Source organism: uncultured Ligilactobacillus sp. (assembly GCF_948826705.1).
GTDB lineage: Bacteria > Bacillota > Bacilli > Lactobacillales > Lactobacillaceae > Ligilactobacillus.
The window spans coordinates 1-24,935 of sequence record NZ_CAQLEL010000011.1; the positions used below are offsets into that span (position 1 = coordinate 1).

A 24,935-nucleotide genomic window follows, 5' to 3' on the forward strand; every position below is an offset into this window, starting at 1 on the left:
AAATATACTTTGACTTTAGGTGAAACTGAATTAGCTAAACAAAAAGCTAACTTAAAGAATATGGAAACTGGCGAAAAGATAGACTTAGACTTTCCAAGTGTTGGAGCAACAGAAAATGCCATATTAGCAGCTGTTTTAGCTAATGGTAAAACAATTATAACCAATAGTGCAAGAGAACCAGAAATAATGGATTTACAAAATCTATTAAATAAAATGGGAGCTAAAATAAAAGGAGCAGGAACAGATATTATTGAAATAGAAGGAGTAAAAAAACTAAAAGATGTAAGTTATAATATTATGCCAGATCGAATAGAAACAGGAACTTTCTTATGTATGGCAGCAATGACAGGAGGAAATATCAAAGTAAAGGGGATGAATATTGACCATATTACGCCAGTTATTCATAAATTAGAAGAAACAGGTTGTAAGTTAGAAATAACAAAAAATGAGATACAAATACAAGCACCAAAAAGATTGAAGGCAGTAGATATAAAGACGATGCCATATCCAGGATTTCCGACCGATATGCAATCTATATTAGCAACAACCCTAACAGTAGCTAAAGGAACATCAGTCATTGTAGAGAATTTATTTGAAAACCGATACAAATATACGCAGGAGTTAATTCGCATGGGAGCTAAAATAACAGTAGAAGGAAAAACAGCAGTAATTAAGGGGGTAAGAAAACTATATGGAGCAAATGTAAAAGCAACTGACTTGCGAGGAGGAGCAGCCTTAGTCATGGCAGGAATATATGCAAAGGGAAGTACAAGAATTGAAAATATCGAATATATTTTAAGAGGATATGAGAAATTTGATAAAAAACTGAAAAAATTAGGGGTAGATATTCAACTGATAAAAAGTGAGGGCTAATAGAAAGCCCCTCCTTTTATAACAATTAACCAATAAATAAGGGGAGAAAAAAGATGGCAAAGAAAGTAAAAGAGATTAACATGAATTTGTATTACATGCATCATGGACAAGATGAGCAAATGAAAAAGAGAAAAAGCAGGATTTTTGAAGGGAATGAAAAAATGCTTTAATGGAACCAATGAGGCATTTTATACCAAGGTGGAAGAAAACTTAGACAAAGAACAAAAAATGTTTATTGTAACAGCAAACCCAGAAACCTTTATGAGAGCCCATCAAGATAAAGAAATTGAAAAAATGTTAATGGATGACCAAACTACGATTATTCCAGATGGAGTGGGTGTCATTAAGGGAGCACAGTATGCAGGAATTAAAATGCAGGAAAATGTAACGGGTGTTGACCTTGCGAAAAAGTTACTGGAATATGCAAATGAAAAGAAAAAAAGCATTTATCTATTTGGAGCTAGTAGAGAGGTATCGGAGCAAATGGAAGAAATGCTAAAAAGAGATTACCCAAATGCAATTCTTGCAGGAAGACAAGATGGCTATGTAGAGGATAAGAAAAAAGCAATGCAAGAGGTAGCTAAAACAAAACCAGATGTTGTATTAGTGGCATTGGGAGCACCAATCCAAGAAATGCTAATTTATGAAAATTTAGAAGCATTTGAAAAAGGTATTTTAGTAGGAGTTGGAGGAGTGTGCAAAGAAAGGTATCGTAGTATTCAATACGCCCGGCGCCAATGCCAATGCGGTAAAGGAATTGGTAATCAGCGGTATGCTCCTTGCCTGCCGTGATATTACAGGCGGAATTGACTGGGTAAAAACTCAGACCGAAAATCCCGATGTTGCAAAGGCGGCTGAGAAAGAAAAAAACGTCAAAAAGCCGAGTCGATCAAGGAAAGTAAAAAAGAAGTCAAAGAGCAAGCCGAGGCCAGACAAAAGATCGCATTGTGGGTCGTACAGCATTATGAAGGGCCAGAAATCAAGACAATTGAGGTAGGAAAGATATATACACATGGAATTTTAGGATCAGGTGGACGAAGTGTATCAGTCATCATAAATGCAAAGAAGCAGAATATTATTGAAGGTATAAGCGTTGATGAAGACGACAATCCAACTGATCCAGGTGGATCTTTTGATGATAATGAGTATAGCTATACTGGAAAGACTATGAAAAATAAGACATTAGATAGTGTTAAGGTGATTTACTGGGAGGGAAAACAACATGATGAAAGATACAAAAGTGATTCCAGATATCAATGATTATAATTTATTATCAAAAAAAGTATATGACGTTGATCCTCTAAAGGGTGCAGAATATTCTAAAGATCAAAAACTACATGGTACAGCCTATAAAATCCTCGATATCTCTCGCAACGGCACCTATGGCAACAAAAAGCAGTACGGTGTTCCTAACCACATGCAGGCGATGACAGTTGCACCAGTAAAGGATGGGGTGGTGGACTACAGTCAGCTCACGATCGCTTATGCTGGGACTAACCCAGAGGATAAAGTCGATCTAGTTACTGATGTGATCGATGTCGCCGATGTGGATGGTACTTTATCTCAAACCAAAAATCTGATCGAACTCTTTTGTCCCCCAGTGAGTCAGTTTGATACTGCCTTAGGCTATGCCAACTATATTCAAAAACGCTATCCTAAAGCAAAGATCGCAGTGACGGGACATTCTTTAGGTGGTTCACTAGCTTTGACTGTTGGTGCCAAAAAGCACCTAAAGACAGTAACGTTTAATGCACCCGTACCCAAAGATAAGTTGAGTAAAAAAGATAAGCAGTACATCTTAGATAATCCGACTAAAATTACTAGTTATTTGAATGCTGATGATCTTATCGGTAATTATAACAGCAGCTATACCTTGTTTGGTGGACTTTTCAAGGGGGATTTTCAGCATTACTATAAAAACGGGACAGGGATGGGTGATATCGATCTGGAAAAGACATTGCGCTCATTTTCACAGGGCAAACTTATTTTGAAAAATGGTCAGACGATCTCTGTAAGTAAAGAAAAATTAGAAAAGCTCATCAATGAAAATCATAACGTAGCTAACTGGTTCGCTGAAAAAGGCCAGCTTAGATATTCACATCATAAAGTGACAGTTTCAAAAACACAGGCCACGTTTGAAACAAAAGTGGCAAAAGCTGATACGAATTTAGCCAATCGTTTATCTAAGATATGTGGATCACGAAAGAAGTATGGACATAAATATAGCGTCAAAGGTGGCAAGATCAAACTAGATGCAGCTTTGGCTCATGCACTAAAAGCTGCGATCAAAGAACACGGACAAGCCGGGATCGAAGTGCTCGAACAGACGCAAAAACAGATCGAAGCAAAGTTAGAAGCCAATTGGAACGAGACTTTGCAGATGGCGCGCCAGATCGGGACAGATCTCACGGAAGAAGAAATACTGGAGGTCTTGCATTATGCTGGGGCTGATAGGAAAAGCTTATATACCAAGCCAGTTGAAAAACTAAATGAGCAATTAAAACCACTAAAACAGCTAAAAGAAGATCTAGCTGATTTCGATAGAGCATTTGACAAGAGCATCAAGAAACGGATCGCTGACGATCAAGAATTAGCGGGAGAATTTGGGCTATGATGATGAAATCTATTTGCTTTTGTCTGTTTATGTTATAGTTGAGTTATCCTAAAATTAGGGGCTAAGACGATGTTAAAAAAAGAACGTTTATTAAAAATTTTAGAGATCGTTGATCAACAAGAGATCGTTACGGTAAATGAGTTGATCACTACTCTAGGTGTTTCAGATATGACGATCAGGCGGGACTTAGACGAACTAGATAAGAGTGGTAAATTGATCCGATTACATGGAGGCGCTCAAAAGATCGCTAATATCGAGGAAGTCGAGCTCTCGCGTAATCAGAAAAAAGAGCTCCATTTGGTCGAAAAACAAGAAGTTGCTAAACTAGCTGCACAAAAGATCAAGCCAAAAGATACGATCTATATTGGGGCTGGCACGACCCTTGAATTGATCGTAAATTATGTTGAAAAACCAGAAACTTTGCGAATCGTGACCAATAGTTTACCAGTCTTTGAAGCGTGGCAAAAAACTTCAGCAGAATTGATCTTAGTCGGGGGCAATTATCGGCGCCATTCAGGTGAATTTATCGGGGGCTTAACGATCAAGTTACTTGAAGATCTCAAATTCACCAAGGCATTTGTTGGTGTCAACGGCGTCAATAATGACAATATGATGGCGGCTAATACCGAAGAAGGACAAGCTGAAGCGTTAGGGTTGAACAATGCGCAAGAAAGATATGTCGTGATGGATAAATATAAGTTCAATCGTAATGATTTTTATAACTTTTATAGTTTATATAATGTGGATGCCCTATTGACCAATAGTTCAGTGGCTCTTGATACATTAGAACATTATCAAAAGTATACCAAGATCGAAGTGGATAAATATACGGACTGATCTTGATGTACCAAAAAAACCTTAAGCTCTACTTTTGAGTTTAAGGTTTTTTTAACTAGATCGGTACTTCGATGACCTGGATCCCGTTTTTTTCAAATTTAGCAACGAGTTTAGGATCGGCAAATGAATCTGTGATCAAAACATCAACATCATCAATACTACCTACAGTAAAATTAGAGACCTTGCCGAGCTTGGTGTAGTCAGCTAAAACGACGACTTGCCCTGAATTTTGGATGATCTTGCGATTGATCCGGGCTTCATTGATCTGGGAAGTTGAGATCCCAGTTTGGTCGCTTAGACCATTGCAACCGATCAATGTCACATTTGAACGCATGCTATTGAATGAATTAAAAGCAATGTCGCCGATCATGACTTCTTTGGCAAAATTGACTTCACCACCGCTCAAGACCACATTAGTTTTTGAATTTTTTTGATAGCCTAAAGCATGAAGATTATTGGTCAAAACGGTGATATTTTTATCAGTCAGATATTCAAGGACTTTGACAGCAGTATTACTCGAGTTGATAAATATGATCTGACCGTCGCTGATCATATTGCTGGCTTCTTTAGCTAATTTATCCTTTAATTTATCAAGCGGATCTTCAGAACCGATCTTATCGACAGCTTGTTCGACATAAACTATCTTACCAAAGGAGCGTTCTAATAAGCCCATCTTTGCTAAGATCTCGCAATCACGACGGATCGTCATTTCAGAAACGTTAAATTGCTGACTCAGTTCGCTGATCGTGACAGTTTGTTTTTCTTTAAGATAGTCGGTCAAAGCAACGCGCCTTTTTTTGATCACTTGATTAGAGCTTTTCATTATAAATCACCCCCTGAAGTGCATCGTATTTTGATACTGGCGGGCGCGTTTTAAATAGTGCCCCACCTGTTTAGAATCATTTAAGATGCGATATTCATTTACCAAAAGCTGATAGTAATAAGCCTTTTCGCGCGTATTTAGTCGTTTAGGTGAGATCTTATCCAAGTAACGAATGCTCTTTTGGTGCAAACCGTTAGCTGAAGCGATCAAGGCGTCGATCTCATCAAATGAAAAAAGTGGACTAAAATGTTTTTGATCACTGTGTTTGAATTCACGTAATTTGTCGCCACAGTAAAGCATTTTTGTAGGCTCTTTTAGAAAATAATAACATAAAAGCTGGTTGTGCCAAAAAATGAACAAATAATCGGGTGAACCGTGGAAAAAATCATGGTGTTGTTCCATATGTTCTAGACAACCTTGATAGTTACCTTCGTCCATCAAGAGAAGAGAATCAAAAATGATCAGTGAGCCCTTAAATCCGTTAAAAATGTCATATTTGACTAACTTTTCACGGGCTTTTTTACTTTGAGGCAGATCGGTCTGTATCGTCAAAGCTGTCGTCATTTTGGTGTAGAGAAATTTCAAGTATTCGTAGTACAATGCACCAACTAAGATCACACCACCACCAAGTGCATAGAGCAATTTGGCACTCAAGGCAGGGGTAGTTATGGTAGCCGTGACGATATAGAACGTAAAAATAAGGTAGATGAGCAAAAGTCCAAGCTGTTTAGTGACTGAGTAAGAATTCCAAAAAATCTTTTTCATAAAGCGAGCAACTCCTTTCGACTATTTTCTGATTATATGATAACAAAAAGCGTTTACATTAACAATAAATAGTTTTTCTAAACCTTAAATCCTTTATTTTTATGATAATTAACATAAAATACGTTATATTAACATATAAAGTTGTGTTAAGCGTTTTCAAAAGTGATATTCTATAAGCGTAGAGAAAAACTTGAAATGGAGGAAGTAATATGGCAAAAACGATCAATGATATTTCGCGCAAGAGTTGGATCTTGTCAACTTTCCCAGAATGGGGCACATACTTAAATGAAGAGATCGCTGAGACAAAGGTCAAAGCCGGTAGCTTTTCAATGTGGTGGCTTGGTTGTACAGGGATCTGGCTAAAGACCCATGAAGACACGAATATTTTATGTGATCTGTGGTGTGGAACAGGTAAACAGACACACGGAACGGGTAAGATGAAGGCTGGTCATCAGATGATGCGAATGTCAGGCTGCCAGATCCAACAACCAAACTTGCGCAATCAACCATTTGTGATCGATCCATTTGCGATCAAGGATGTCGATGCGCTGTGTGTTTCCCATATCCACTCTGATCATTTGGATATCAACACAGCAGCGGCAGTCGAAAAAAACTGCCCTGAAGCTAAATTTATCGGTCCCAAAGAAGTTGTAGCAACTTGGAGAAAATGGGGCGTGCCAGAAGAAAAACTGATCGTAGTCAAGCCAGGCGATGAAGTCAAGGTCGGTGCGGTCACGGTCAAAGCGATGGAAGCTTTCGACCGAACAGCTTTAGTAACAGAAAGTGATCCTAAAGTTAAATTAGCGGGCAAACTACCACAGGATATGGATAAGATCGCTGTTAATTACTTATTTGAAACATCTGGAGGCAACCTTTATCACGCCGCTGATTCGCATTATGCTAATGAATTTGCAAAACACGGCAATGAAAATCAGATCGATGTAGTGTTGGGAGCTTACGGTGAAAATCCACGGGGGATCACGGATAAGGTAACTTCGATCGACATTTTGCGCATGGCAGAGTCATTGAGAGCTAAAGTTGTGATCCCAGTACACTATGATATTTGGACCAATTTTTATGCTGATCCAAAAGAGATCATTGAACTTTGGCGTTTACGCAAGGATCGATTGCAATATGATTTCAAACCATTTATCTGGCAAGTTGGGGGTAAATTCACCTATCCAGAAGACAAAGATCGCCTTGAATTCATGTATGATCGAGGCTTTAAAGATGTCTTCACTAAAGAAAATGATGTGCCTTTCCCATCATTTCTATAGGAGGAGATCGTTATGTTACGTTACTTTTATGATAATAACTTAGTTGCGATCAGTAAAAAGACACCAAAAGATTGGCAAGAAGCGATCCGATTGAGTGGAGAGATCTTAAAGCAAAATGAACTGATCACTGACCAATATGTCGATCAGGTGATCAATGATGTCAAAGAATACGGTCCTTATATCGTGATCGTGCCTGGAGTCGCAATGCCACACTCATCAGCTAAAAATGAAGGTGTTTTAGGAACGGGGATCGGTCTTACACTTTTACCAGAAAAGGTTTCTTTTGAGGAAGGGAACCCTGAAAAAGATGCGCAACTCTTTTTCATGTTAGCGGCTAAGGATCCAGCAGAACATATGGAAAATATCGCTAATTTGTCAGATCTTTTAATGACGGAAGGTTTGATCGATGATCTCAAAAAGGTAAAAACAATGGAAGATTATGTCACTGTGATGGAGAAATATCAGCTCTAGCTCAATTATAAAAGGAGGATAAAGCAATGGAGGCGATTTTAAATATCTTGATGGGTATTTGGGATTATTTTGCCCAAAACATTTTGACTCAACCCGCCTTTTTGATCGGTTTTATCGTTTTGATCGGTTATTTGCTTTTGAAAAAGCCACTCTATGAATGTATCTCAGGTTTTTTAAAAGCGACAGTCGGTTATCTGATCTTAACGGTCGGTTCCACTGGATTGGTTACTAGTTTTCGCCCGATCCTAGTTGGCTTAAAGGAAAGATTCCATTTAAGTGCGATGGTAACTGATCCATATTTTGGTCAAAATGCCGTGACTGCCGGGATCGAAAAAACTTTTGGCCGTACTTTTGGTGATACGATGCTCTTATTATTGATCGCATTTATCTTTAATATCTTGCTAGTTCGTTTCAAAAAGTACACCAAGTTGCGTGCCGTGTTCACGACTGGTAATGTTCAAGTCCAACAAGCTGCGACGGCTTTTTGGCTCTTGCTGTTTTGTTTCCCAGATATGGGACGGCTACACATTCTTTTTATCATGGGACTGATCTTAGGACTTTACTGGGCTGTTGGTTCGAACTTGACAGTTGGGATCACCCAAGATCTTACAGAAGGGGCCAGTTTTGCGATCGCTCACCAACAGATGTTTGGGATCTATCTGTTTGCCCGATGGTCTGAACGTTTCAAGAAGAAAAAATCTAATAAACGGTTGGAAGATATTGAACTACCAGGATTTCTATCCATGTTCAATGATAACATGGTCGCAACTTCGATCTTGATGCTCTTGTTTTTTGGGATCATTTTAGTCGTTTTAGGTCCAGATTATTTGGTACAAGCTAAATTTATGGCAGAAGGACAAAGCTTTGTCTTTTATATTTTGGAAACATCATTGATGTTTGCGGTATATTTGGCTATCTTGCAACTAGGTGTGCGGACTTTCGTGGCAGAACTGACAGAATCGTTCCAAGGTATCTCCAATACATGGTTGCCAGGGGCTGTACCTGGGATCGATATCGCAGCGACCTTTGCCTTTGGATCACCAAATGCAGTTACGATCGGATTTTTAATGGGGGCGTTAGGTCAATTCTTGATGATCATCTTACTGATCGTGTTACACTCACCAACGATCGTCGTTGCCGGTTTTATCCCACTCTTTTTTGATAACGCTGCTATTGCTGTCTATGCAAATAACCGTGGCGGGATCAAGGCTGCAGTGCTCTTCCCATTTATCTCAGGGATCATCCAGGTGCTTGGATCGGCCTTTATCGCAACATGGGTCGGTTTAGCCCAATATGGTGGTTATATCGGGATGTTTGACTGGGCAACGGTCTGGCCGTTCTTCACAGTCTTGATGAAATATGCTGGTTATGTTGGTATCGCCTTAGTCGTTTTGATCTTAGTACTCATTCCGCAATTACAATATCGCGCCGATCCAAAAGGTTACTTCTTGAAAGCTGAAGATTATGATAAATGGCTTGAATTGCAAGAAAAAAAGGCTGCTCAAGCTTAGACAAACACACATAAATGGAGGTATTTAAAATGAGAGTTTTAGTTTCATGTGCAAATGGTTCAGGTACAAGTTTGATGATGATGCGGACAGCCCAAAAGGCTTTGGAAGGTTTGGGCTTTGATATCACTAATATTCATCACTGTTCGATCTCAGAGGGGAAAAATACAGCGCGTAACTATGATGTTGTTTATACACCAACAACATTTACCGATATGTTCAAAGATGCCGCTGCACGTGGGGTCGAAGTGATCGGGATCAAAAATCCAATGTCAGCTAAAGAGATCGCGGAAGCTACCGAAAAATCATCATTACCGAAACGTTTCTTAAATAAATAAAGATCAAAAGAGGCTTGCGTGGATGGCCTCTTTTTCAAAGAAAGGATGAACGAGATGGCAAAACCAAACTTACAGATCGCTTGTGACTATAATGATCTCCCTAGCGCTTTAGCGGATCTGAAAAATGTCGGCGATGCAGTTGATATCATTGAAGCAGGGACGATCTTGATCTTACAAGGTGGTCAAGAAGTCGTTAAGAGTTTTAGAGCCCTTTATCCAGATAAGATCATCGTTGCGGATACTAAATGTGCCGATGCTGGGGGAACAGTTGCTAAAAACTGTGCTGATGCCGGGGCAGATTGGATGACCTGTATCTGTTCGGCAACGATCGAGACGATGAAAGCAGCATCTAAAGAAGTCGATGAGATCCAAGTTGAGTTGTATGGGGATTGGACCTTTGACCAAGCCCAAAAATGGTTGGATGCTGGTATTTCCCAGGCAATATATCACCAAAGCCGTGATGCTTTATTAGCTGGAGAAACTTGGGGCCAAAAAGACTTGGATAAAGTCAAAAAATTAGTAAATATGGGCTTTAGGGTCTCAGTAACTGGTGGATTGAATGTTGAGACACTCAAATTATTTGAAGGGATCGATGTTTTTACCTTCATCGCAGGGCGTGCGATCACACAAGCACCAGATCCATTAAAGGCAGCTAACGATTTTCAAGCTGAGATCGTGCGGATCTGGGGCAAGTAGCAACGGAGGTGTGGTAAATGATCTCATTAGGGATTTACGAAAAGGCATTGCCACGTGATATTTCCTGGGAAAAGCGGTTGAATTTAGCTAAAGAACTCGGATTTAATTTTGTAGAACTTTCGATCGATGAAAGTGACAAACGTCTAGCGCGCTTAGATTGGAGTGAAGAAAAGATCGCCCAGCTCAATGCAGCGATCAAAAAAACGGGCATTCCACTCTATACTTTGATGCTAAGTGGGCACCGGCGTTATCCATTAGGGTCGCTTGATCAAAAAACACGCCAAAAGGCCTTGGATATGCTAAAAAAGGCCGTCATATTAGCTGAAAAACTGGGGATCCGAAATATTCAAATGGCTGGTTATGATGTCTTTTATGAGGATAAGACGGCTTTGACCCGTGAATATTTTATCGAAGATCTACACAAATGTGTGCAGTTTGCGGCTGCACATCAAGTCACGTTAGCGATCGAGACGATGGATGATCCTTTTATCAATACGTTAGCCGATGTTGCTCAGATCAAAAAACAGATCAAAAGTCCGTGGTTACAGGCCTATCCTGATCTAGGAAATCTTAGTGCCTGGTCAAATGAAGTGGCTAAAGATCTCGAAGATCATATCGATCTGATCGCAGCGATCCATCTCAAGGATACTTTACCAGTCACAAAGACAACACCTGGTAAATTCAAGAATGTTGATTTTGGCAAGGGATGTGTTGATTTCAAAGGTTTATTAAAAACGCTCCAACGATTAGGATATGAAGGCACTTATACGATCGAACTTTGGTCACAAGAGACCACAGATGATCCGTGTCAAGAGACTGCTTGTGCAAAGGCGTTTTTTGACCAGATCTTTGCTGAATTGGCGATCAAACAACGTCCAGTTGCAGAATAGAAAGCAGGGGATAATATGCTTAGTGAATTAAAAAAAGTTGTTTATGAACAAAATATGCGTTTACCAAAACTTGATCTGGTCAACTTTACTTGGGGCAATGTTTCCCAGATCGATCGTAAGCAAGGACTGTTTGTGATCAAACCTTCAGGCGTTGCTTACGAAAAACTAACGCCTAAAGACATGGTAGTCTGTGATCTAGATGGGAATGTGGTCGAAGGAACGCTCAATCCTTCCAGTGATACCCCAACACATGCTTATCTGTATCGGAAGTTTAAAGATATCGGTGGGATCGTGCATACTCATTCGCCGTGGGCCGTTGCTTTTGCCCAAGCAGGCGTGGGATTACCAGCTTTAGGCACAACGCATGCCGATACTTTTTATGGAACCGTACCGATCGCTAGAGCATTGACAAAAGAAGAAGTTGCAACCGAATATGAGGCCAATACAGGGAAAGTGATCGTGGAGACTTTCAATGGCCATGGACTCGATCCAGAAGCGATCCCAGCCGTACTCGTACGGCAACATGGTCCGTTTACTTGGGGCAAAGATGCGGCTACAGCTGTGTATAATGCAAAGGTTTTAGAAGTCAGTGCCCAAATGGCATTTTATACGATGCAATTGACTCCTAAACAAGCGAGTGTTCCCCAATATTTGCTCGACAAACATTATTATCGAAAACATGGGGCCAATGCTTATTACGGCCAAAGATGATCAAAAAAAGCTGGCTATAAAAAAGAGCCAGCTTTTTTATGCTGTAAAAGAAAGCGCTTAGATTTTAAATTTGATTGAATAAAAAGATTATACTATTATAAAGTTAGGTAAATTTTTAAAGGGGTGAGCTTATGGAAAAAATTATGATCATCAACTCGGGGAGCTCGAGTTTAAAGTTTAAATTATTTAACAATGAAACACATGAAACCTTGGCAAGTGGGATCATCGAACGGATCGGGATCCACGGCTCAAAGATCAAGGTGAAATATGGTGATGGTAAGAAGTATGAATTAGACCATGAGATCACCAATCACCTACAAGGGATCGAACTTTTACTAAATGTATTAAAAGAATTAAACTTGATCGCGGATCTAAGCGAGATCAAAGGTATCGGACACAGGGTCGTGGCTGGAGGCGAGTATTTCAGCCAGCCTGTGGTCGTAGATAATGATGTTATAGCTAAGATCAAAGAATTAGCAGAATTAGCTCCATTGCACAATCCGGCCAACTTAAATGGGATAAAAGCATTTCGGAAATATTTACCCAATGCTTTATCTGTAGCCGTTTTTGATACGGCATTTCACCAAACATTACCACAAGAAAATTATATGTATAGTACACCATATGAATGGTATGAAAAATACGGCGTTCGGCGTTATGGCGCTCATGGGATCAGTCATGAATATGTGGCGCATAAGGCGGCTGAATTGATGGGGCGCCCTTTTGAAGAGCTCAAATTGATCACTTGTCATTTGGGCGCAGGCGCGTCGATCACTGCTATAAAGCACGGGCGCTCATTTGATACATCAATGGGCTTTACCCCACTGAGCGGTATCCAAATGGCGACCCGCGCGGGGGATGTCGATATCTCTCTTGCTAACTACATCATGAAGAAACTAGATATCCAATCGATGTCTGATATGGTGTATCTATTGAATGAAAAATCCGGTTTCTTAGGAGTCTCCGGTGTCTCAGCTGATATGCGAGATGTCGAAGAAGCCGCTGCTACTGGAAATGAGCGGGCAGAATTAGCGATCAAGTTGTTCTATAACAGCATCTTACGCTATGTTGGACAATATATCGCTGAAATGGGTGGTGTCGATGGGATCGTCTTTACCGGTGGGATCGGTGAAAATTCACCAGAGACCAGTGAAGAGATCATGAAACGTTTAGCCTACATGGGAGTCACGATCAATGAAGTAGAAAATAAAAAACGTGGAGCTGAAACGATCATTTCAGGACCAGATTCGACGATCACTGTAATGCGGATCCCGACTGATGAAGAGTATATGATCGCGCAACATGTATGGGAACTTTTAGAAGAATAGGGTAAAAGCGAGTCAATTTGGCTCACTTTTTTAAGTGTTTTTGCATGACAATTATTTAAGAGAGTGTTAAAATCGATAAACGATATTAGAATTTTTTAAGGTGGTCTTTTGTTATGCAAACAAAACGTCGAAGTTTCGACTGGTTTAGTTTGATCGTTGGGATCGTTTTTGTGATCGCTGGGATAGCATCCTATATGAATCCTGATGATACTTTGAAATTTATTTCGATCTGTATCGGGATCGGTGCTTTAGTCAAGGGATTCTACGAGCTATGGTTTAGACGTGGGATCGGCAATTTATTTGGTGAAAGCTCAGGCTGGTTGCTCTTTATGGGGATCGTTGATATCATTTTAGGTCTCTTGTTTATTTTCAGAGCAGCTTCAGGTATCATTGTGATCGCCTATATTTTTGCCTTTTGGTTCATCTTTGATTCGATCGCTGAAATTGCTACAGCTGGCTATTTCAAACAATTGAACCGAGGCTATTACATTTTGAACTTGATCTTAAACATCCTCGCTTTGTTCATCGGGTTTGTTCTATTGTTCAATCCTTTGATCGCAGCAACGACTTTGGTCTTGATCATCGCCTTTTATTTGATCTTGATCGGGGTCATTAAGATCATTCAAGCATTCTAAATCGTCAAAGATCAAAGCGGACTTGGTAGCAATTAAGTCCGCTTTTTTAGTGAGGAAATACTATATGAAAACAACAGCAAAATTGCCCCAACAGATCGAAGTCCGTGGGGGGAAAGTGCATAATTTAAAAAATATCGATATTGATATTCCATTACATCAATTTGTGGCGATCTCAGGTCTTTCGGGTTCGGGAAAGAGTTCACTTGCGATGGGGATATTATATGAAGAAGGCTCTAGGCGTTATTTAGAAGCCCTTTCGACTTATACTAGAAGACGGCTCAAGACTGGAAATAAAGCTAAAGTTGAAAGTGTCAAACATATCCCGTCAGCTTTAGCATTACGCCAACGGCCTGCGATCCCATCTGAACGGGCGACAGTTGGGACGATGAGTGAATTATTGAATGTGATCCGCTTAGTCTTTTCGCGTTTAGGTCGACCTGTCTGTCCCAATGGGCATGCCTTTGGTCCGAATTTGAAAGTTGCCCAAGCAATGAGTAAATCAGGTGAAAAGATGGGGTTACTGATATGTCCTACCTGTGGAGTTGAGTTTTATGCCTATGGTGCAGAAGATTTTGCTTTTAATTCAACTGGGGCATGTGAAACTTGTCAAGGAACAGGGCGAATGCGTCAGCTAGATGAGAGTAAATTGATCGCTGATGAGAATTTGTCATTGGCAGATGGGGCGATTGCTTCTTGGCGCTTACCGGGGCGCAACTTTATGCCTAATGTAGCTGAACAAGCAGGCGTCCGGATCAATGTAGCTTTTAAAGAATTGACAGACAAAGAAAAAGACTTTGTTTTAAATGGACCACAAAAGAAGTTCAAGATGGATTTTCGTACAAGTACTGGTCGAGTCTTTCACGATTTCAATGTCTTGTATGAAAATGCCCATCAGGCTGTTTTAGAATCGGCAAAGACCAGTAAAAGTGAACGGGCGCAAAAAAAGATCAGTGGATTTTTCCATTATTCGACTTGTCCGACCTGTCATGGAACAAGACTCAAACCCAAATTGTTGCGCCAAAAAGCAGGTGGACTAAATATTGCTGAAATTACCGAACTTAGCTTACATGCTTTGCCGGCTTGGAAGATGCAGGTCTTAAAAACATTACCCGCTGAGATGAATGCTATGGCACAGGCGATCTTTGCTGAATTTGATGATGACCTCAAACCTTTATTAGAACTAGGACTGGATTATTTGACGCTAGCTCGCAATGGTAACACGCTTTCGACAGGGGAGTTGCAACGGATCCAGTTGGCTAGGACCCTTCGCACGGAAACGACGGGTGTCTTATATGTTTTAGATGAACCGTCGATCGGGTTACATCCAGATAATATAAATGGTTTGTTGAATGTCTTTAAACAATTGGTCGCACAAGGAAATTCGCTTGTTGTGGTCGATCATAATGTTGATATCATCAAAGCAGCTGATCACATCATTGAGATCGGGCCTGGTTCGGGGGAGAATGGAGGCCAGATCATTGCCACTGGGACTCCGGCACAGTTAGCTAAAGATAAAAATTCGTTGATCGGACCTTATTTGAATGGGACGGCTGAGTTGATAGCGCGTCCGATCCGGCCAGTGGATACAGCTAAACTGACTTTAGCTGTGAGAAAGTATTATAATCTACATGATGTCAAAGTTGATCTTCCACTTAACCGTTTGACCGCTGTAACAGGCTTTTCTGGAGCAGGGAAGACCAGTTTGATCTTAGATTCCTTAGTGCCAGCGATCAAGGCCAAAGCTAAGGGAGAAGGTTTACCAGCGCAAGTGAGCGAACTTGATTCACCGATAAAAGATGTTGTCAGCGTCGATGCAAGTCCGATCGGTAAGAGTACCCGTTCGACGACTGCGACCTATACGAGTATCATGGATAATTTGCGTAAGTTGTTTGCTAAACAACCACTGGCTAAAGAGCGCCACTATACGCCGAGTTATTTTTCCTATAACAATAAACAAGGTGGATGTCTCGAGTGTGGTGGAACTGGGATCGTGACCTTAGATGTCCAATATTTACCTGATATGGAACAGACATGTCCAATGTGTGCGGGGAAACGCTATTGCCCTGAGATCCAAGAGGTCAAATGGAATGGGTATTCGATCGTGGATGTTTTAGACATGGATGTTGGTCAAGCTTTGAGTGTATTTAAAACTGAGCCTAAGATCTTACGGGAATTAGAGTTGCTAAAAGAAGTTGGACTGAGTTATCTGCATCTAGGTGAAAGTACCCCAAGCCTTTCTGGTGGTGAAGCGCAACGCTTGAAATTGGTAAAGCATTTGGATCATAAGCAAGAAACGACGCTATTTGTCTTTGATGAGCCTACGATCGGGTTGCATCCATTAGATGTGAAAGTCTTGCTAAAAGTCATGCAAAGACTTATCGATCAAGGTGCAACGATCATAACGATCACGCACGATCTGAATTTGATCGCTAATGCTGATAACATCTTAGACTTAGGACCACGAGGCGGAAAGCACGGTGGTAAGATCGTCTTTTCAGGTACACTTTTAAAATTACTAAAACATCCAACAAGTTTAACGGCTAAAGCTTTAGCTAACTACTTGATGCGTTTTAAATGATCTTTTCGGTATCGCTTGATTTGAGCGGTACCGTTTTTTTGTCAGAGCTTGATATGATAATGATCTAGCTAAAAAGTTAGATACACCTAAAAAATCTTGTGCTCTTGCTCACTTTATGGCAGGATAGCTTTAAGATCGATCTAGGGGGGATCTTAGATGATACATTTTAGTAAAGTATCACTTGGATATGATGCTACTACAGTGGTCAAAAACGTTGATTTTACTTTGGAAAAAGGGGAATTTGTAGCATTAGTCGGGGCTAATGGAGCAGGTAAAAGTACATTGATGAAAACAGCGGTCGGGATCTTAGCGCCACTTGCAGGTGAGGTCTCAGTAGATTTACATACAACAAGGAAAAATCCGTTCAATGATATCGGATTTAGTCCACAAAATCAGATCATAGATTGGTACATGAATGTATACGATAATGTTTTTCAAGGACCACTATTGGTCGGATTTTCTAAAAAAGAGGCGACAAAACTTTGTCAACAAGCGCTCGAGCTGATGGATATCACTAAGATAAGTGATAAACAGACCGATCATATCTCAGGCGGACAACAGCAACGAGTTCAAATAGCGCGAGAATTAGCTAAAAAACCACAGCTCTATATTTTGGATGAGCCGACAACAGGACTTGATGTAGAAACTTCTGAAAGGTTATTTTCGTTTCTAAAAAAACGTAGTCAAGAAGGTGCGCTGGTCTTGGTGTCATCCCATGATCTAGTCTTATTGGAAAATTATGCTGAAAAATTGCTCTTTCTTGATGAGGGCAAACAAAAGTATTTTGGAAGTCTCCAGCAATTTTTAGCGCAGGGTATGAGTTTACGAGAAAAATACTTGCAAGAAAGGACTGAAGAACATGGATCCGATGAATTTTAGAAATATTTCCACTGGGATCGGTGCGATAAAGATCATTGCTTACAGTGAGTGGGTTGCTTTCAAACGAAATAAAGGTCTGTTACTATCAATGGGGATGGGACCTGTATTGTCGTATGGTTTGTTGGTCTTGGCATTGAGTACTAGTTTGAAAACAGTCAATTTAGAAGGTGTAGCTATTTTGTATAAACAGTATGCCTTGACTGGTGTATTGACCTTTTTTGTGACAAGACAGATGTCACAAGCTATGTACCGCGCTACGATCGATAAAGAATACGGGCTATTGGCGCTCAAATTTTTGAACGGGATCCAACCATGGTATTATCTGATCGGAATGAGTTGCTTTCCGATCGTGGGCTTACTTTTTCAGTGTTCGATCTTATTTATTCTTGGGATGATGTCAGGTGGGATATATAACATTGGCTTTTTCTTATTGTCCATTATCGTTGTGATCATCTCACTTGGCTTTTGGTCAGCCCTTGGTATCTTACTTAGTACTAAAATATCGACCTATGAAAAGCGAGATATTGTGATGACCTTGATATTTAGTCCTGTATCGTATGCAGCTCCGACGCTCTATGTTTTTTCTGATAAGTTACCACTGTTTGTCAAATGTTTGATCATGATCAATCCGCTTACATACCAACTAAAAGCGATCAGGACGGTGGCATTTGGCTTTTTTGAGCCACTACCTATTTTGGTGGATCTCTTGCTCACACTTGGGATGATGTATCTAGCACAACGAATTTTACGGAAGGTATCTTTGCAGTTATCGATAAGGTGAAAAAAGATCTGCAAAATTTTCGCAGATCTTCTTTGGCTCAATATTTAGCGTCATCTTGGTATCGATCAAAGTAGGCGAGCTTGATCTGCCCGTTATCGTCAACATCAAATCGGGTCACAGAACCATTTTTAGGGCTAACGGTGATATCGATCTCAGGGGCAAAGTGTGCGGTCAAACTACGGATCAAAGTCGAATGCGCAACAAGTAAGATCTTATCGCCATCTTTTGCGATCTTATCGATATACTCAAATCCTTGGTCAAGGCGTTGCCAGTATTCAGCATTGTTTTCAGCATCATGGAACGGATCGGCTTTTTTAGTGAGATCACGTGCTTTTTCGATCGAATACTTAGTGATGATATCGTTAAAAGTCTTACATCCGTGGTCAGCTCCGATCATCAACCAAGCTTGACTGGTGTCACTGCCCTCAAAGTACCCAAAGTTTTGTTCACGAAAATACGGCAAAGCTTTTGGGGTGAGATCTTTAGCGCTTGTCACGTTTTCTTCTAGGATATAGCGACATGTCCGCGCGGCGCGATTCGTGTCGCTGTGAAAAGCATGGGCAAAGTTGAGATGTGCCAGGCGTTTGCCAGCTTGGTGCCCATCTTTTATCCCTTTAGGTGTCAAAGGAGAATCACACCAACCTTGGATCTTGTTGTAACGATTGAGATATGTCTGTCCGTGACGGACAAAGTAGATCGAGTATGCCATAAAAATTCCTCCCACAACAAATGTATTTGTTTTAATTATATCATGAAAGCGGTTTTGCTAGAGGTGATCATTTGAATCTTATATTTTTGAGTTGAGCTTTGTTTAGTTTTCTAAACTTAGATGGACAGTGCCCCATATTCTTTGAAAAAGTTTTTGAAAATAAGAATTCATCTTTATATCCAACTTTTTGGGCGATCTCTTTGATCGTGTTATCTGAGTTTAAAAGGAGATCTACCGCGACTCTGATGCGATGCTTAGTTATGATCTTCTTTGGACTGGAGTTAAACGTAGAGATACATAATTTATATAACTGACTGTAACTTATATTGAAATATTTGGCTATCGTCAAAGGAGAGATGCTATCCATGTAGTGCTTATTTATGTAGTCAATGATATTGATCTGGGTCGGCTTATTTGTCGTCAACGAAGGTAGCAAAAAGATCTTTTTGATGTGATATAAAAACTGGTATAGAGTCGCCGTATTCCGTAGTTCTTTTAAGGTTTCAGGTTCATCGATCAGTTCTTTGTTTTTAAAGACTATCTCTGAGATGATCTTTTTTAAGGTATCTTGCATAGCAAAAGGCGTTTTGACCATGTTTTTATCTAATAATGTCGTTTCTTCTAAAAATTCAGTCACTTTATCACCTTGAAGGCCTATCCAAATGATAGTCCAAGGCTCGGTCTTATCGCTATAATATTTTACCTTTTGCCCTTGAAAAAAGAAGAAAATGTCATTTTGCTCTAATTTGAAATGTTGCCCAGCTATTTCTAAAGTTCCCTTACCTGATAGTACATAATGGATTATCCATTTTTGTTGGACGGTGTAATTACGGACCGAAGAATTTATTTGGTAGCTCTCACATCCACATTGTGAAAGATAGATCGGAGCTGCTATTGAGCGATCATGGTACCAAAAATCATCCATTGATATCATCCCTTAAATAATTTATGCAGAAAATTCCATGTTTTGAGTATAAAATATCATGTTCAAAAAGTTAAAGCAAATAATATAATCTATTTTGGATAGCGCTTCCAATATACTTTTTGAAAGTGGTGGATGTAAATGAGTGAAAAAATAATGGATGCAATTCAAAGTAAGATCTTGCCAATTGCCACTAAGATCGGCAATCAACGTTTTTTAGTTGCACTTAGAGATTCTTTTATAGGTACGATGCCCGTGATAATGACGGGTTCGATCGCCTTACTGATCAATGCCTTTTTGGTCGATATTCCCGAACAGTTCAACTTGCAAAAAATAACGTCAACATTTCAATGGTGGGTCGATGTCAATAATCTAGTTTTTAAGGGGAGCATATCGATAGTGGCATTATTATTTATCTACTGTTTGGGGGTAAATATTGCCAAAATATATAAGGTGGATACTTTATCTTCTGGATTGGTAGCTTTGTCAGCTTTTATCATTTCCATAGGTGATTCGCTCACTTCGACATACTCTTTGAAGAATAGTAAAAACATTGAACTATCAGCGCTATTTGATGGGCTCGATGGGATAAAAGTTACAGGCCACGATCTAAATGTGACCATTTCAGGTGTATTACCAGGGACGCAGATCAATTCAAATGGATACTTCACAGCTATAATTATCGGGTTTCTTTCTGCGATCATCTTTTGTAAGTTGATGAAGAAAAATTGGACGATAAAGTTGCCAGATACGGTCCCACCAGCGATCGCTAAACCCTTTTTATCGATAATTCCAGCTCTAGTTTCACTGTACGTAGTAGCTATTTTTACTTTTGCTTTCAATAAAGTAACAAATTCATTGATCATCGATTGGATATATAAGGTGCTACAGACGCCATTGTTAGGTCTATCGCAGAGCTTTTTGGTCGTTATATTGATAGCAGTGTTGACACAATTTTTCTGGTTTTTTGGGATCCATGGTGGCAATGTTATGGCACCTATCATGGAAGGTGTATTTGGGGTAGCCTTGTTAGCTAACTTAGAAGCATACCAAAAACATGAGACGATCCCATATCTTTGGACAAGTGTCTCTTATGGTTCTTTTGTCTGGTATGCGACTTTAGGCTTGTTGATCGCTATTTTTTTGATATCACAAAATGATCATTATAAAGAAGTAGCTAAGTTAGGTATCGTTCCAGCCTTGTTTAATATCGGTGAACCCGTAATGTATGGCTTGCCCACGGTGCTAAATCCGATACTATTTATCCCATTTTTATTATGTCCAGCGGTCATGTCGGGTGTGGCATATTTAGCAACATATCTAGGGTTGGTAGCACCTGTGACACAAAATGTGACCTGGGTCATGCCACCAGTCTTATACGGCTTGTTTTCAACTGGTTTTGATTGGCGAGCGCTCATATTATCAGTTATCAACCTCGGCTTGGCGGTACTGATCTATTTGCCGTTTGTCAAGATGGCTAATAAAGAGTACATCAGATGACAAAAATATTTGAAAGAAGAAGTTGATATGCAAACATTTGAGATAAAAGAAGAATTTTTGTTGGATGGAAGACCGATAAAGCTGATCAGTGGGGCGATCCACTATTTTCGGATACCCCAAACACAATGGAAAGATAGCTTATATAATTTAAAAGCGCTTGGTGCTAATACAGTTGAAACTTATATTCCGTGGAACATACATGAACCTATGGAAAATGTCTACGATTTTGAAGGTATAAAAGATGTCGAGGCCTTTATTTTAATGGCACAAGAATTAGGATTAATGGTCATTTTGCGACCAGCTGTCTATATATGTGCCGAGTGGGAATTTGGCGGAATGCCTGCTTGGTTGTTAAAAAAGCACTTGCGCTTGCGCTCGACAGATCCGGCATTTATGGAAAAAGTCCGCTCATATTACAGTGTCTTATTACCTAAGTTGGTCCCACTTCAGATCACTTACGGTGGACCGATCATTATGATGCAAATAGAAAATGAATATGGCTCGTATGGCATGGAAAAGAGATATCTGCGCCAAACAAAGCACTTGATGGAAGAATTTGGCATCAACGTCTCATTATTTACTTCCGATGGTACATGGGAAGAGGCTTTAGATGCAGGGACTTTGATCGCCGATGATGTCTTGGTAACGGGGAATTTTGGTAGCCATTCTAAAGAAAACGTAGCCGTCATGAAAAAGTTTATGGCAAAACATGGTAAAAAATGGCCGATCATGTGTATGGAATATTGGGATGGGTGGTTTGGACGTTGGAAAGAACCTCTCATCAAGCGTGATCCACAAGAGTTAGCTCATGAAGTCAAAGAGATGTTAAAGTTAGGTTCTTTAAATCTCTATATGTTTCATGGGGGAACTAATTTTGGATTTTACAACGGATGTTCTGCGCGAAAAGCATTAGATCTCCCACAAGTGACAAGTTATGACTATGATGCTTTGTTGACAGAAGCAGGAGAACCGACTGAAAAGTATTTCTATGTTCAAAAGGCTATAAAAGAGGTCTGTCCAGATGTGTGGCAGGCTAAGCCACATGAAAAAAAGTGCAAGGCATTAGGAACTTATCCAGTGACAAATAGTGTTTCACTATTAGCAATAAAAGACAAACTGGTGGCGCCTAAAAAAACGGCATACCCATTAACGATGGAAGCGCTAGGGACAGGTTATGGCTATATGCTCTATTCGGTAGAGCTAAAAAATTATCATCGTGAAAATAAGTTAAAGGTCGTAGAGGCGAGCGATCGGATCCACGTGTTTGCGGATGGTGAGTTGAAAGCTATCCAGTACCAAAAGACTCTTGGAAAAGAGATCTTGATCCAAGGCGAGCCAAACAAAGCTCAGATCAAGCTAGATGTTTTGGTCGAAAATTTGGGGCGGGTGAATTATGGGTTCAAGTTGAATAGTCCGACACAAAGTAAAGGGATCCGTGGTGGGATCATGCAGGATATCCATTTTCATCAAGGATATCGGCAATACGCAATAGATCTGTCAAAAGAACAGTTGCAAAAGATCGATTACACCGCTAAAAAAGATCCTAAACAACCTTCATTTTATCAAGTGATATTGGATCTAACTGAGATCGGTGATACTTTTATCGATTGTAGTAGTTATGGCAAAGGTGTCGTGATCGTCAATGGGATCAATTTAGGTCGTTATTGGAGTTGTGGCCCACTTCACACACTTTATTGCCCCAAAGATTTTTTAAAAACGGGTGTAAATGAGATCGTAATTTTTGAAACTGAAGGTGTTACGATCACAGAACTTAAATTTTGTAAGCATCCGCGCACAAGTCATGGTAGTTGATAAGTGACTGCATAAAAAATGCTCACAGTAAAGCGATCGTTGCTTTACCTGTGAGCATTTTAATTATTCATAATCATTTAGTTTACTGATCTTTTTGCGGATATCATTAACGACATCCTTGTTGGCTGAAAAGAGTAGGTGATCGCCCACTTGGATCTGGGTGTTGCCATTGACTGGGATCGCTTTATGGTGTCTAAAGATCCTGCTGACAGTGATCTCTTTGATAAATGGCAATTTGCGTAATTCAAGCCCAGCAAATTTAGAATTACGCACAATGACTTCGTATAAACGGGAATCGCCTGTGATCAGATCAAGTGTCGATGGAGATTCGATGATCGCACGCATCATCCCGACAGTTGTGTCAAAAGTCGTAAAGAACTCGACACCTGCGTCAGAGAGACGTTTATCCATTTTTGCCATGCTAGTCGGATCACTGTTTTGGATCCGAGTCAAGACGCGATCGACACCATATTTTTTAGCAGCTAAGGCTAAAGAATAATTGATATCGACATCAGAGTGACCTAAGACTAAGATATCTGTGTCAAAGATCTGCTGTTTGATGAGGTCTTTTGGTTCGACACTATCCAGTAGATGGACGTTTTTACGGTAATCATAAGTCTTATAATTTTTCTCCCAATTAGTGTACATTTGGATATCATACCAGTCTTCGTTTAGCTGTTCGGCAGTGTTGATCGTGACTAAGTTGACCCCGATGATCGTGACTTTAGTCTTTTTCAGATCTTCTGGTTCTGGTCGATGTAACTTGTTAAAGACTAAAGGTCCTAAGATACAACTCACGACAGCGGCTAAGATGAAGGCGCCAGATTGTTCACTTGAGATGACTTTAAGATTCTGGGCGACAGTCAACGTAGCTAAGACTAACGTGATCGTTGTTTGTGAAAGCATCGCCCCTGCTAAAGCATTGACGCGCTTGAAACGTTGGCGCAATCCCAAGTAGGCAGGAGCTTTTGCCAAGACATAAGCGGCAAAAAATAGTGGGATCAAGATCAACGTCTTAGGTGAGTTGAGTAAACTTGGGATATCGATCTTAGCACCTGTCAAAATGAAAAAGAACGGGATAAAGGCGCCATATCCGATCGCATCGAGTTTTTCTTGGGTACTATGAGCAGGTTGGAGCAATTTGATCACGATCCCGGCGATAAAGGCACCTAAGATATCTTCAGCTCCGACAGACTCTGCTAAAACGACTAAGGTGGTGATGACCAGTAACGCTAAGCGAATGTCGATCTGAGTCGTAGATTTGTTGATCTCATCTAATGAGGTGAAAAAACTGCGAAATCGCTTGAAGATCAAAGCGCCGACGATAAATAGCAAGAAGATCAACCAAGCACTTTCACCTTTGCCGGAGACAAAAGAACTATAGATCGTCAGACAAAGCAATGGCACCACTTCACCTAAGACAGCGACCAAAAGCAAGGTTTGCCCGAGTGGTTTATTTAGCAATTCGTTTTCCTTTAAAACGGCGATCACGACTCCTAAAGCAACAGTCGAAAACAAGATCGCAGCTAAGATAAAGTTGCTAAATAGACCCGAGAATTTAAAGAGCAAGGCTAAAGCAAGTGCCATCAGTAAGCTACCGCCATAAGCGATCGCGGCAACTTGGACCGGTGAAGTTGAAGGTGCATTTGCAGCTTTTTTGCGTGCTAGTGGTGTTAGTGGTCCATTGTTTTTCTTGAAAAGTGAAAAATCGATCTCCATTCCACTCAAGAAAAGTAAGAAGATAACACCATAGTTTGAAAGAAAGCTTAAAGTACCTTCTGTTTGAACGAGGTCAAAGCCACTTTTACCGATCACGATCCCAACGAGCACTTCAGCGACAGCAGTCGGCAAGACACTGATCTTAAAGCGCTGTAAGACCATCGGCGTGATAAAAGCAGCAAATGTGACTATCAGTACAGAAACTGACATGAAATTTCCTCCTTAGAAAATGTTTGTTTCATTATACACAATCATTTCCTTGAGTTCAA

At 40.2% G+C, this 24,935-nt stretch carries 24 protein-coding genes; 19 read left to right on the top strand and 5 right to left on the bottom strand.

Annotated features, from left to right (window positions below; all coding sequences use genetic code 11):
• From Q9Q35_RS00840 to Q9Q35_RS00865, 5 genes are all read left to right on the top strand, one after another.
• The coding region (locus Q9Q35_RS00840) for a UDP-N-acetylglucosamine 1-carboxyvinyltransferase (RefSeq protein ID WP_304651713.1) at positions 1 to 873 on the top strand (873 nt) is incomplete at its 5' end.
• Between the two features lie 153 nt (positions 874 to 1,026).
• Complete coding sequence (locus Q9Q35_RS11930) at positions 1,027 to 1,665, top strand: WecB/TagA/CpsF family glycosyltransferase (RefSeq protein ID WP_370648864.1); 639 nt, start codon at positions 1,027 to 1,029, stop codon at positions 1,663 to 1,665.
• A gap of 153 nt (positions 1,666 to 1,818) precedes the next feature.
• Positions 1,819 to 2,133 (top strand): hypothetical protein, encoded by a 315-nt coding sequence (locus Q9Q35_RS00855; RefSeq protein WP_304651751.1) that lies wholly within the window; start codon positions 1,819 to 1,821, stop codon positions 2,131 to 2,133.
• Positions 2,096 to 3,487, top strand: coding sequence for a hypothetical protein (locus tag Q9Q35_RS00860; RefSeq protein ID WP_304651714.1), 1,392 nt, complete (start codon positions 2,096 to 2,098; stop codon positions 3,485 to 3,487). The genes Q9Q35_RS00855 and Q9Q35_RS00860 overlap by 38 nt, the downstream gene beginning before the upstream one ends.
• A 69-nt stretch (positions 3,488 to 3,556) precedes the next feature.
• Positions 3,557 to 4,324: a DeoR/GlpR family DNA-binding transcription regulator gene (locus Q9Q35_RS00865; RefSeq protein WP_304651715.1), complete on the top strand. Its 768-nt coding sequence runs from the start codon at positions 3,557 to 3,559 to the stop codon at positions 4,322 to 4,324.
• A gap of 55 nt (positions 4,325 to 4,379) precedes the next feature.
• Here the strand turns inward: Q9Q35_RS00865 and Q9Q35_RS00870 are convergent, their stop codons facing one another.
• Positions 4,380 to 5,147 (bottom strand): DeoR/GlpR family DNA-binding transcription regulator, encoded by a 768-nt coding sequence (locus Q9Q35_RS00870; RefSeq protein WP_304651716.1) that lies wholly within the window; start codon positions 5,145 to 5,147, stop codon positions 4,380 to 4,382.
• A gap of 6 nt (positions 5,148 to 5,153) precedes the next feature.
• Positions 5,154 to 5,912, bottom strand: coding sequence for a hypothetical protein (locus tag Q9Q35_RS00875; protein ID WP_304651717.1), 759 nt, complete (start codon positions 5,910 to 5,912; stop codon positions 5,154 to 5,156).
• A gap of 209 nt (positions 5,913 to 6,121) precedes the next feature.
• Between Q9Q35_RS00875 and ulaG the strand changes: the two genes are divergently transcribed.
• From ulaG to Q9Q35_RS00935, 12 genes are all read left to right on the top strand, one after another.
• Positions 6,122 to 7,189, top strand: coding sequence for an L-ascorbate 6-phosphate lactonase (ulaG, locus tag Q9Q35_RS00880; RefSeq protein WP_304651718.1), 1,068 nt, complete (start codon positions 6,122 to 6,124; stop codon positions 7,187 to 7,189).
• 12 nt (positions 7,190 to 7,201) lie between these two features.
• Entirely contained in the window at positions 7,202 to 7,660 is a 459-nt protein-coding gene (locus tag Q9Q35_RS00885) for a PTS sugar transporter subunit IIA (RefSeq protein WP_304651719.1), read from the top strand.
• Positions 7,661 to 7,686: 26 nt separating this feature from the next.
• Positions 7,687 to 9,171, top strand: coding sequence for a PTS ascorbate transporter subunit IIC (locus Q9Q35_RS00890; RefSeq protein ID WP_304651720.1), 1,485 nt, complete (start codon positions 7,687 to 7,689; stop codon positions 9,169 to 9,171).
• A 29-nt stretch (positions 9,172 to 9,200) separates the two neighbouring features.
• Positions 9,201 to 9,506, top strand: a complete 306-nt coding sequence (locus tag Q9Q35_RS00895) for a PTS sugar transporter subunit IIB (protein WP_304651721.1) — start codon at positions 9,201 to 9,203, stop codon at positions 9,504 to 9,506.
• A gap of 54 nt (positions 9,507 to 9,560) precedes the next feature.
• Positions 9,561 to 10,202, top strand: coding sequence for a 3-keto-L-gulonate-6-phosphate decarboxylase UlaD (locus tag Q9Q35_RS00900; RefSeq protein ID WP_304651722.1), 642 nt, complete (start codon positions 9,561 to 9,563; stop codon positions 10,200 to 10,202).
• 17 nt (positions 10,203 to 10,219) lie between these two features.
• Positions 10,220 to 11,092 (top strand): L-ribulose-5-phosphate 3-epimerase, encoded by an 873-nt coding sequence (locus Q9Q35_RS00905; RefSeq protein ID WP_304651723.1) that lies wholly within the window; start codon positions 10,220 to 10,222, stop codon positions 11,090 to 11,092.
• Between the two features lie 15 nt (positions 11,093 to 11,107).
• Positions 11,108 to 11,803 (top strand): L-ribulose-5-phosphate 4-epimerase, encoded by a 696-nt coding sequence (locus tag Q9Q35_RS00910; protein ID WP_304651724.1) that lies wholly within the window; start codon positions 11,108 to 11,110, stop codon positions 11,801 to 11,803.
• Between the two features lie 131 nt (positions 11,804 to 11,934).
• Positions 11,935 to 13,131, top strand: coding sequence for an acetate/propionate family kinase (locus tag Q9Q35_RS00915; RefSeq protein ID WP_304651725.1), 1,197 nt, complete (start codon positions 11,935 to 11,937; stop codon positions 13,129 to 13,131).
• 113 nt (positions 13,132 to 13,244) lie between these two features.
• Positions 13,245 to 13,766, top strand: a complete 522-nt coding sequence (locus tag Q9Q35_RS00920; RefSeq protein WP_304651726.1) for an HdeD family acid-resistance protein — start codon at positions 13,245 to 13,247, stop codon at positions 13,764 to 13,766.
• 64 nt (positions 13,767 to 13,830) lie between these two features.
• A complete protein-coding gene (locus Q9Q35_RS00925) occupies positions 13,831 to 16,344 on the top strand; it encodes an excinuclease ABC subunit UvrA (protein ID WP_304651727.1) in 2,514 nt (837 codons plus the stop codon).
• A 156-nt stretch (positions 16,345 to 16,500) separates the two neighbouring features.
• Entirely contained in the window at positions 16,501 to 17,223 is a 723-nt protein-coding gene (locus Q9Q35_RS00930; protein ID WP_304651728.1) for a metal ABC transporter ATP-binding protein, read from the top strand.
• Complete coding sequence (locus Q9Q35_RS00935) at positions 17,204 to 18,004, top strand: ABC transporter permease (protein ID WP_304651729.1); 801 nt, start codon at positions 17,204 to 17,206, stop codon at positions 18,002 to 18,004. The genes Q9Q35_RS00930 and Q9Q35_RS00935 overlap by 20 nt, the downstream gene beginning before the upstream one ends.
• Positions 18,005 to 18,041: 37 nt before the next feature.
• Here Q9Q35_RS00935 and Q9Q35_RS00940 read toward each other — a convergent pair whose 3' ends face one another.
• Both Q9Q35_RS00940 and Q9Q35_RS00945 read right to left on the bottom strand, forming a co-directional pair.
• Complete coding sequence (locus Q9Q35_RS00940) at positions 18,042 to 18,713, bottom strand: histidine phosphatase family protein (RefSeq protein WP_304651730.1); 672 nt, start codon at positions 18,711 to 18,713, stop codon at positions 18,042 to 18,044.
• A 67-nt stretch (positions 18,714 to 18,780) separates the two neighbouring features.
• Positions 18,781 to 19,638: an AraC family transcriptional regulator gene (locus Q9Q35_RS00945; RefSeq protein WP_304651731.1), complete on the bottom strand. Its 858-nt coding sequence runs from the start codon at positions 19,636 to 19,638 to the stop codon at positions 18,781 to 18,783.
• Between the two features lie 138 nt (positions 19,639 to 19,776).
• Here Q9Q35_RS00945 and Q9Q35_RS00950 point away from each other — a divergent pair, with 138 nt between their 5' ends.
• Both Q9Q35_RS00950 and Q9Q35_RS00955 read left to right on the top strand, forming a co-directional pair.
• The gene (locus Q9Q35_RS00950; protein WP_304651732.1) at positions 19,777 to 21,135 is read left to right on the top strand and encodes a PTS sugar transporter subunit IIC; all 1,359 of its coding nucleotides are present in this window, start codon (positions 19,777 to 19,779) and stop codon (positions 21,133 to 21,135) included.
• Positions 21,136 to 21,162: 27 nt separating this feature from the next.
• On the top strand, positions 21,163 to 22,947 hold the full coding sequence (locus tag Q9Q35_RS00955; protein WP_304651749.1) for a beta-galactosidase family protein: 1,785 nt from the start codon (positions 21,163 to 21,165) through the stop codon (positions 22,945 to 22,947).
• Between the two features lie 63 nt (positions 22,948 to 23,010).
• On the opposite strand, the gene Q9Q35_RS00960 is transcribed toward Q9Q35_RS00955, so the two are convergent.
• Positions 23,011 to 24,876 carry a monovalent cation:proton antiporter family protein gene (locus Q9Q35_RS00960; protein ID WP_304651733.1) on the bottom strand — a complete coding sequence of 622 codons (1,866 nt, stop codon included), beginning with the start codon at positions 24,874 to 24,876 and terminating at the stop codon, positions 23,011 to 23,013.
• Between the last annotated feature and the right edge of the window lie 59 nt (positions 24,877 to 24,935).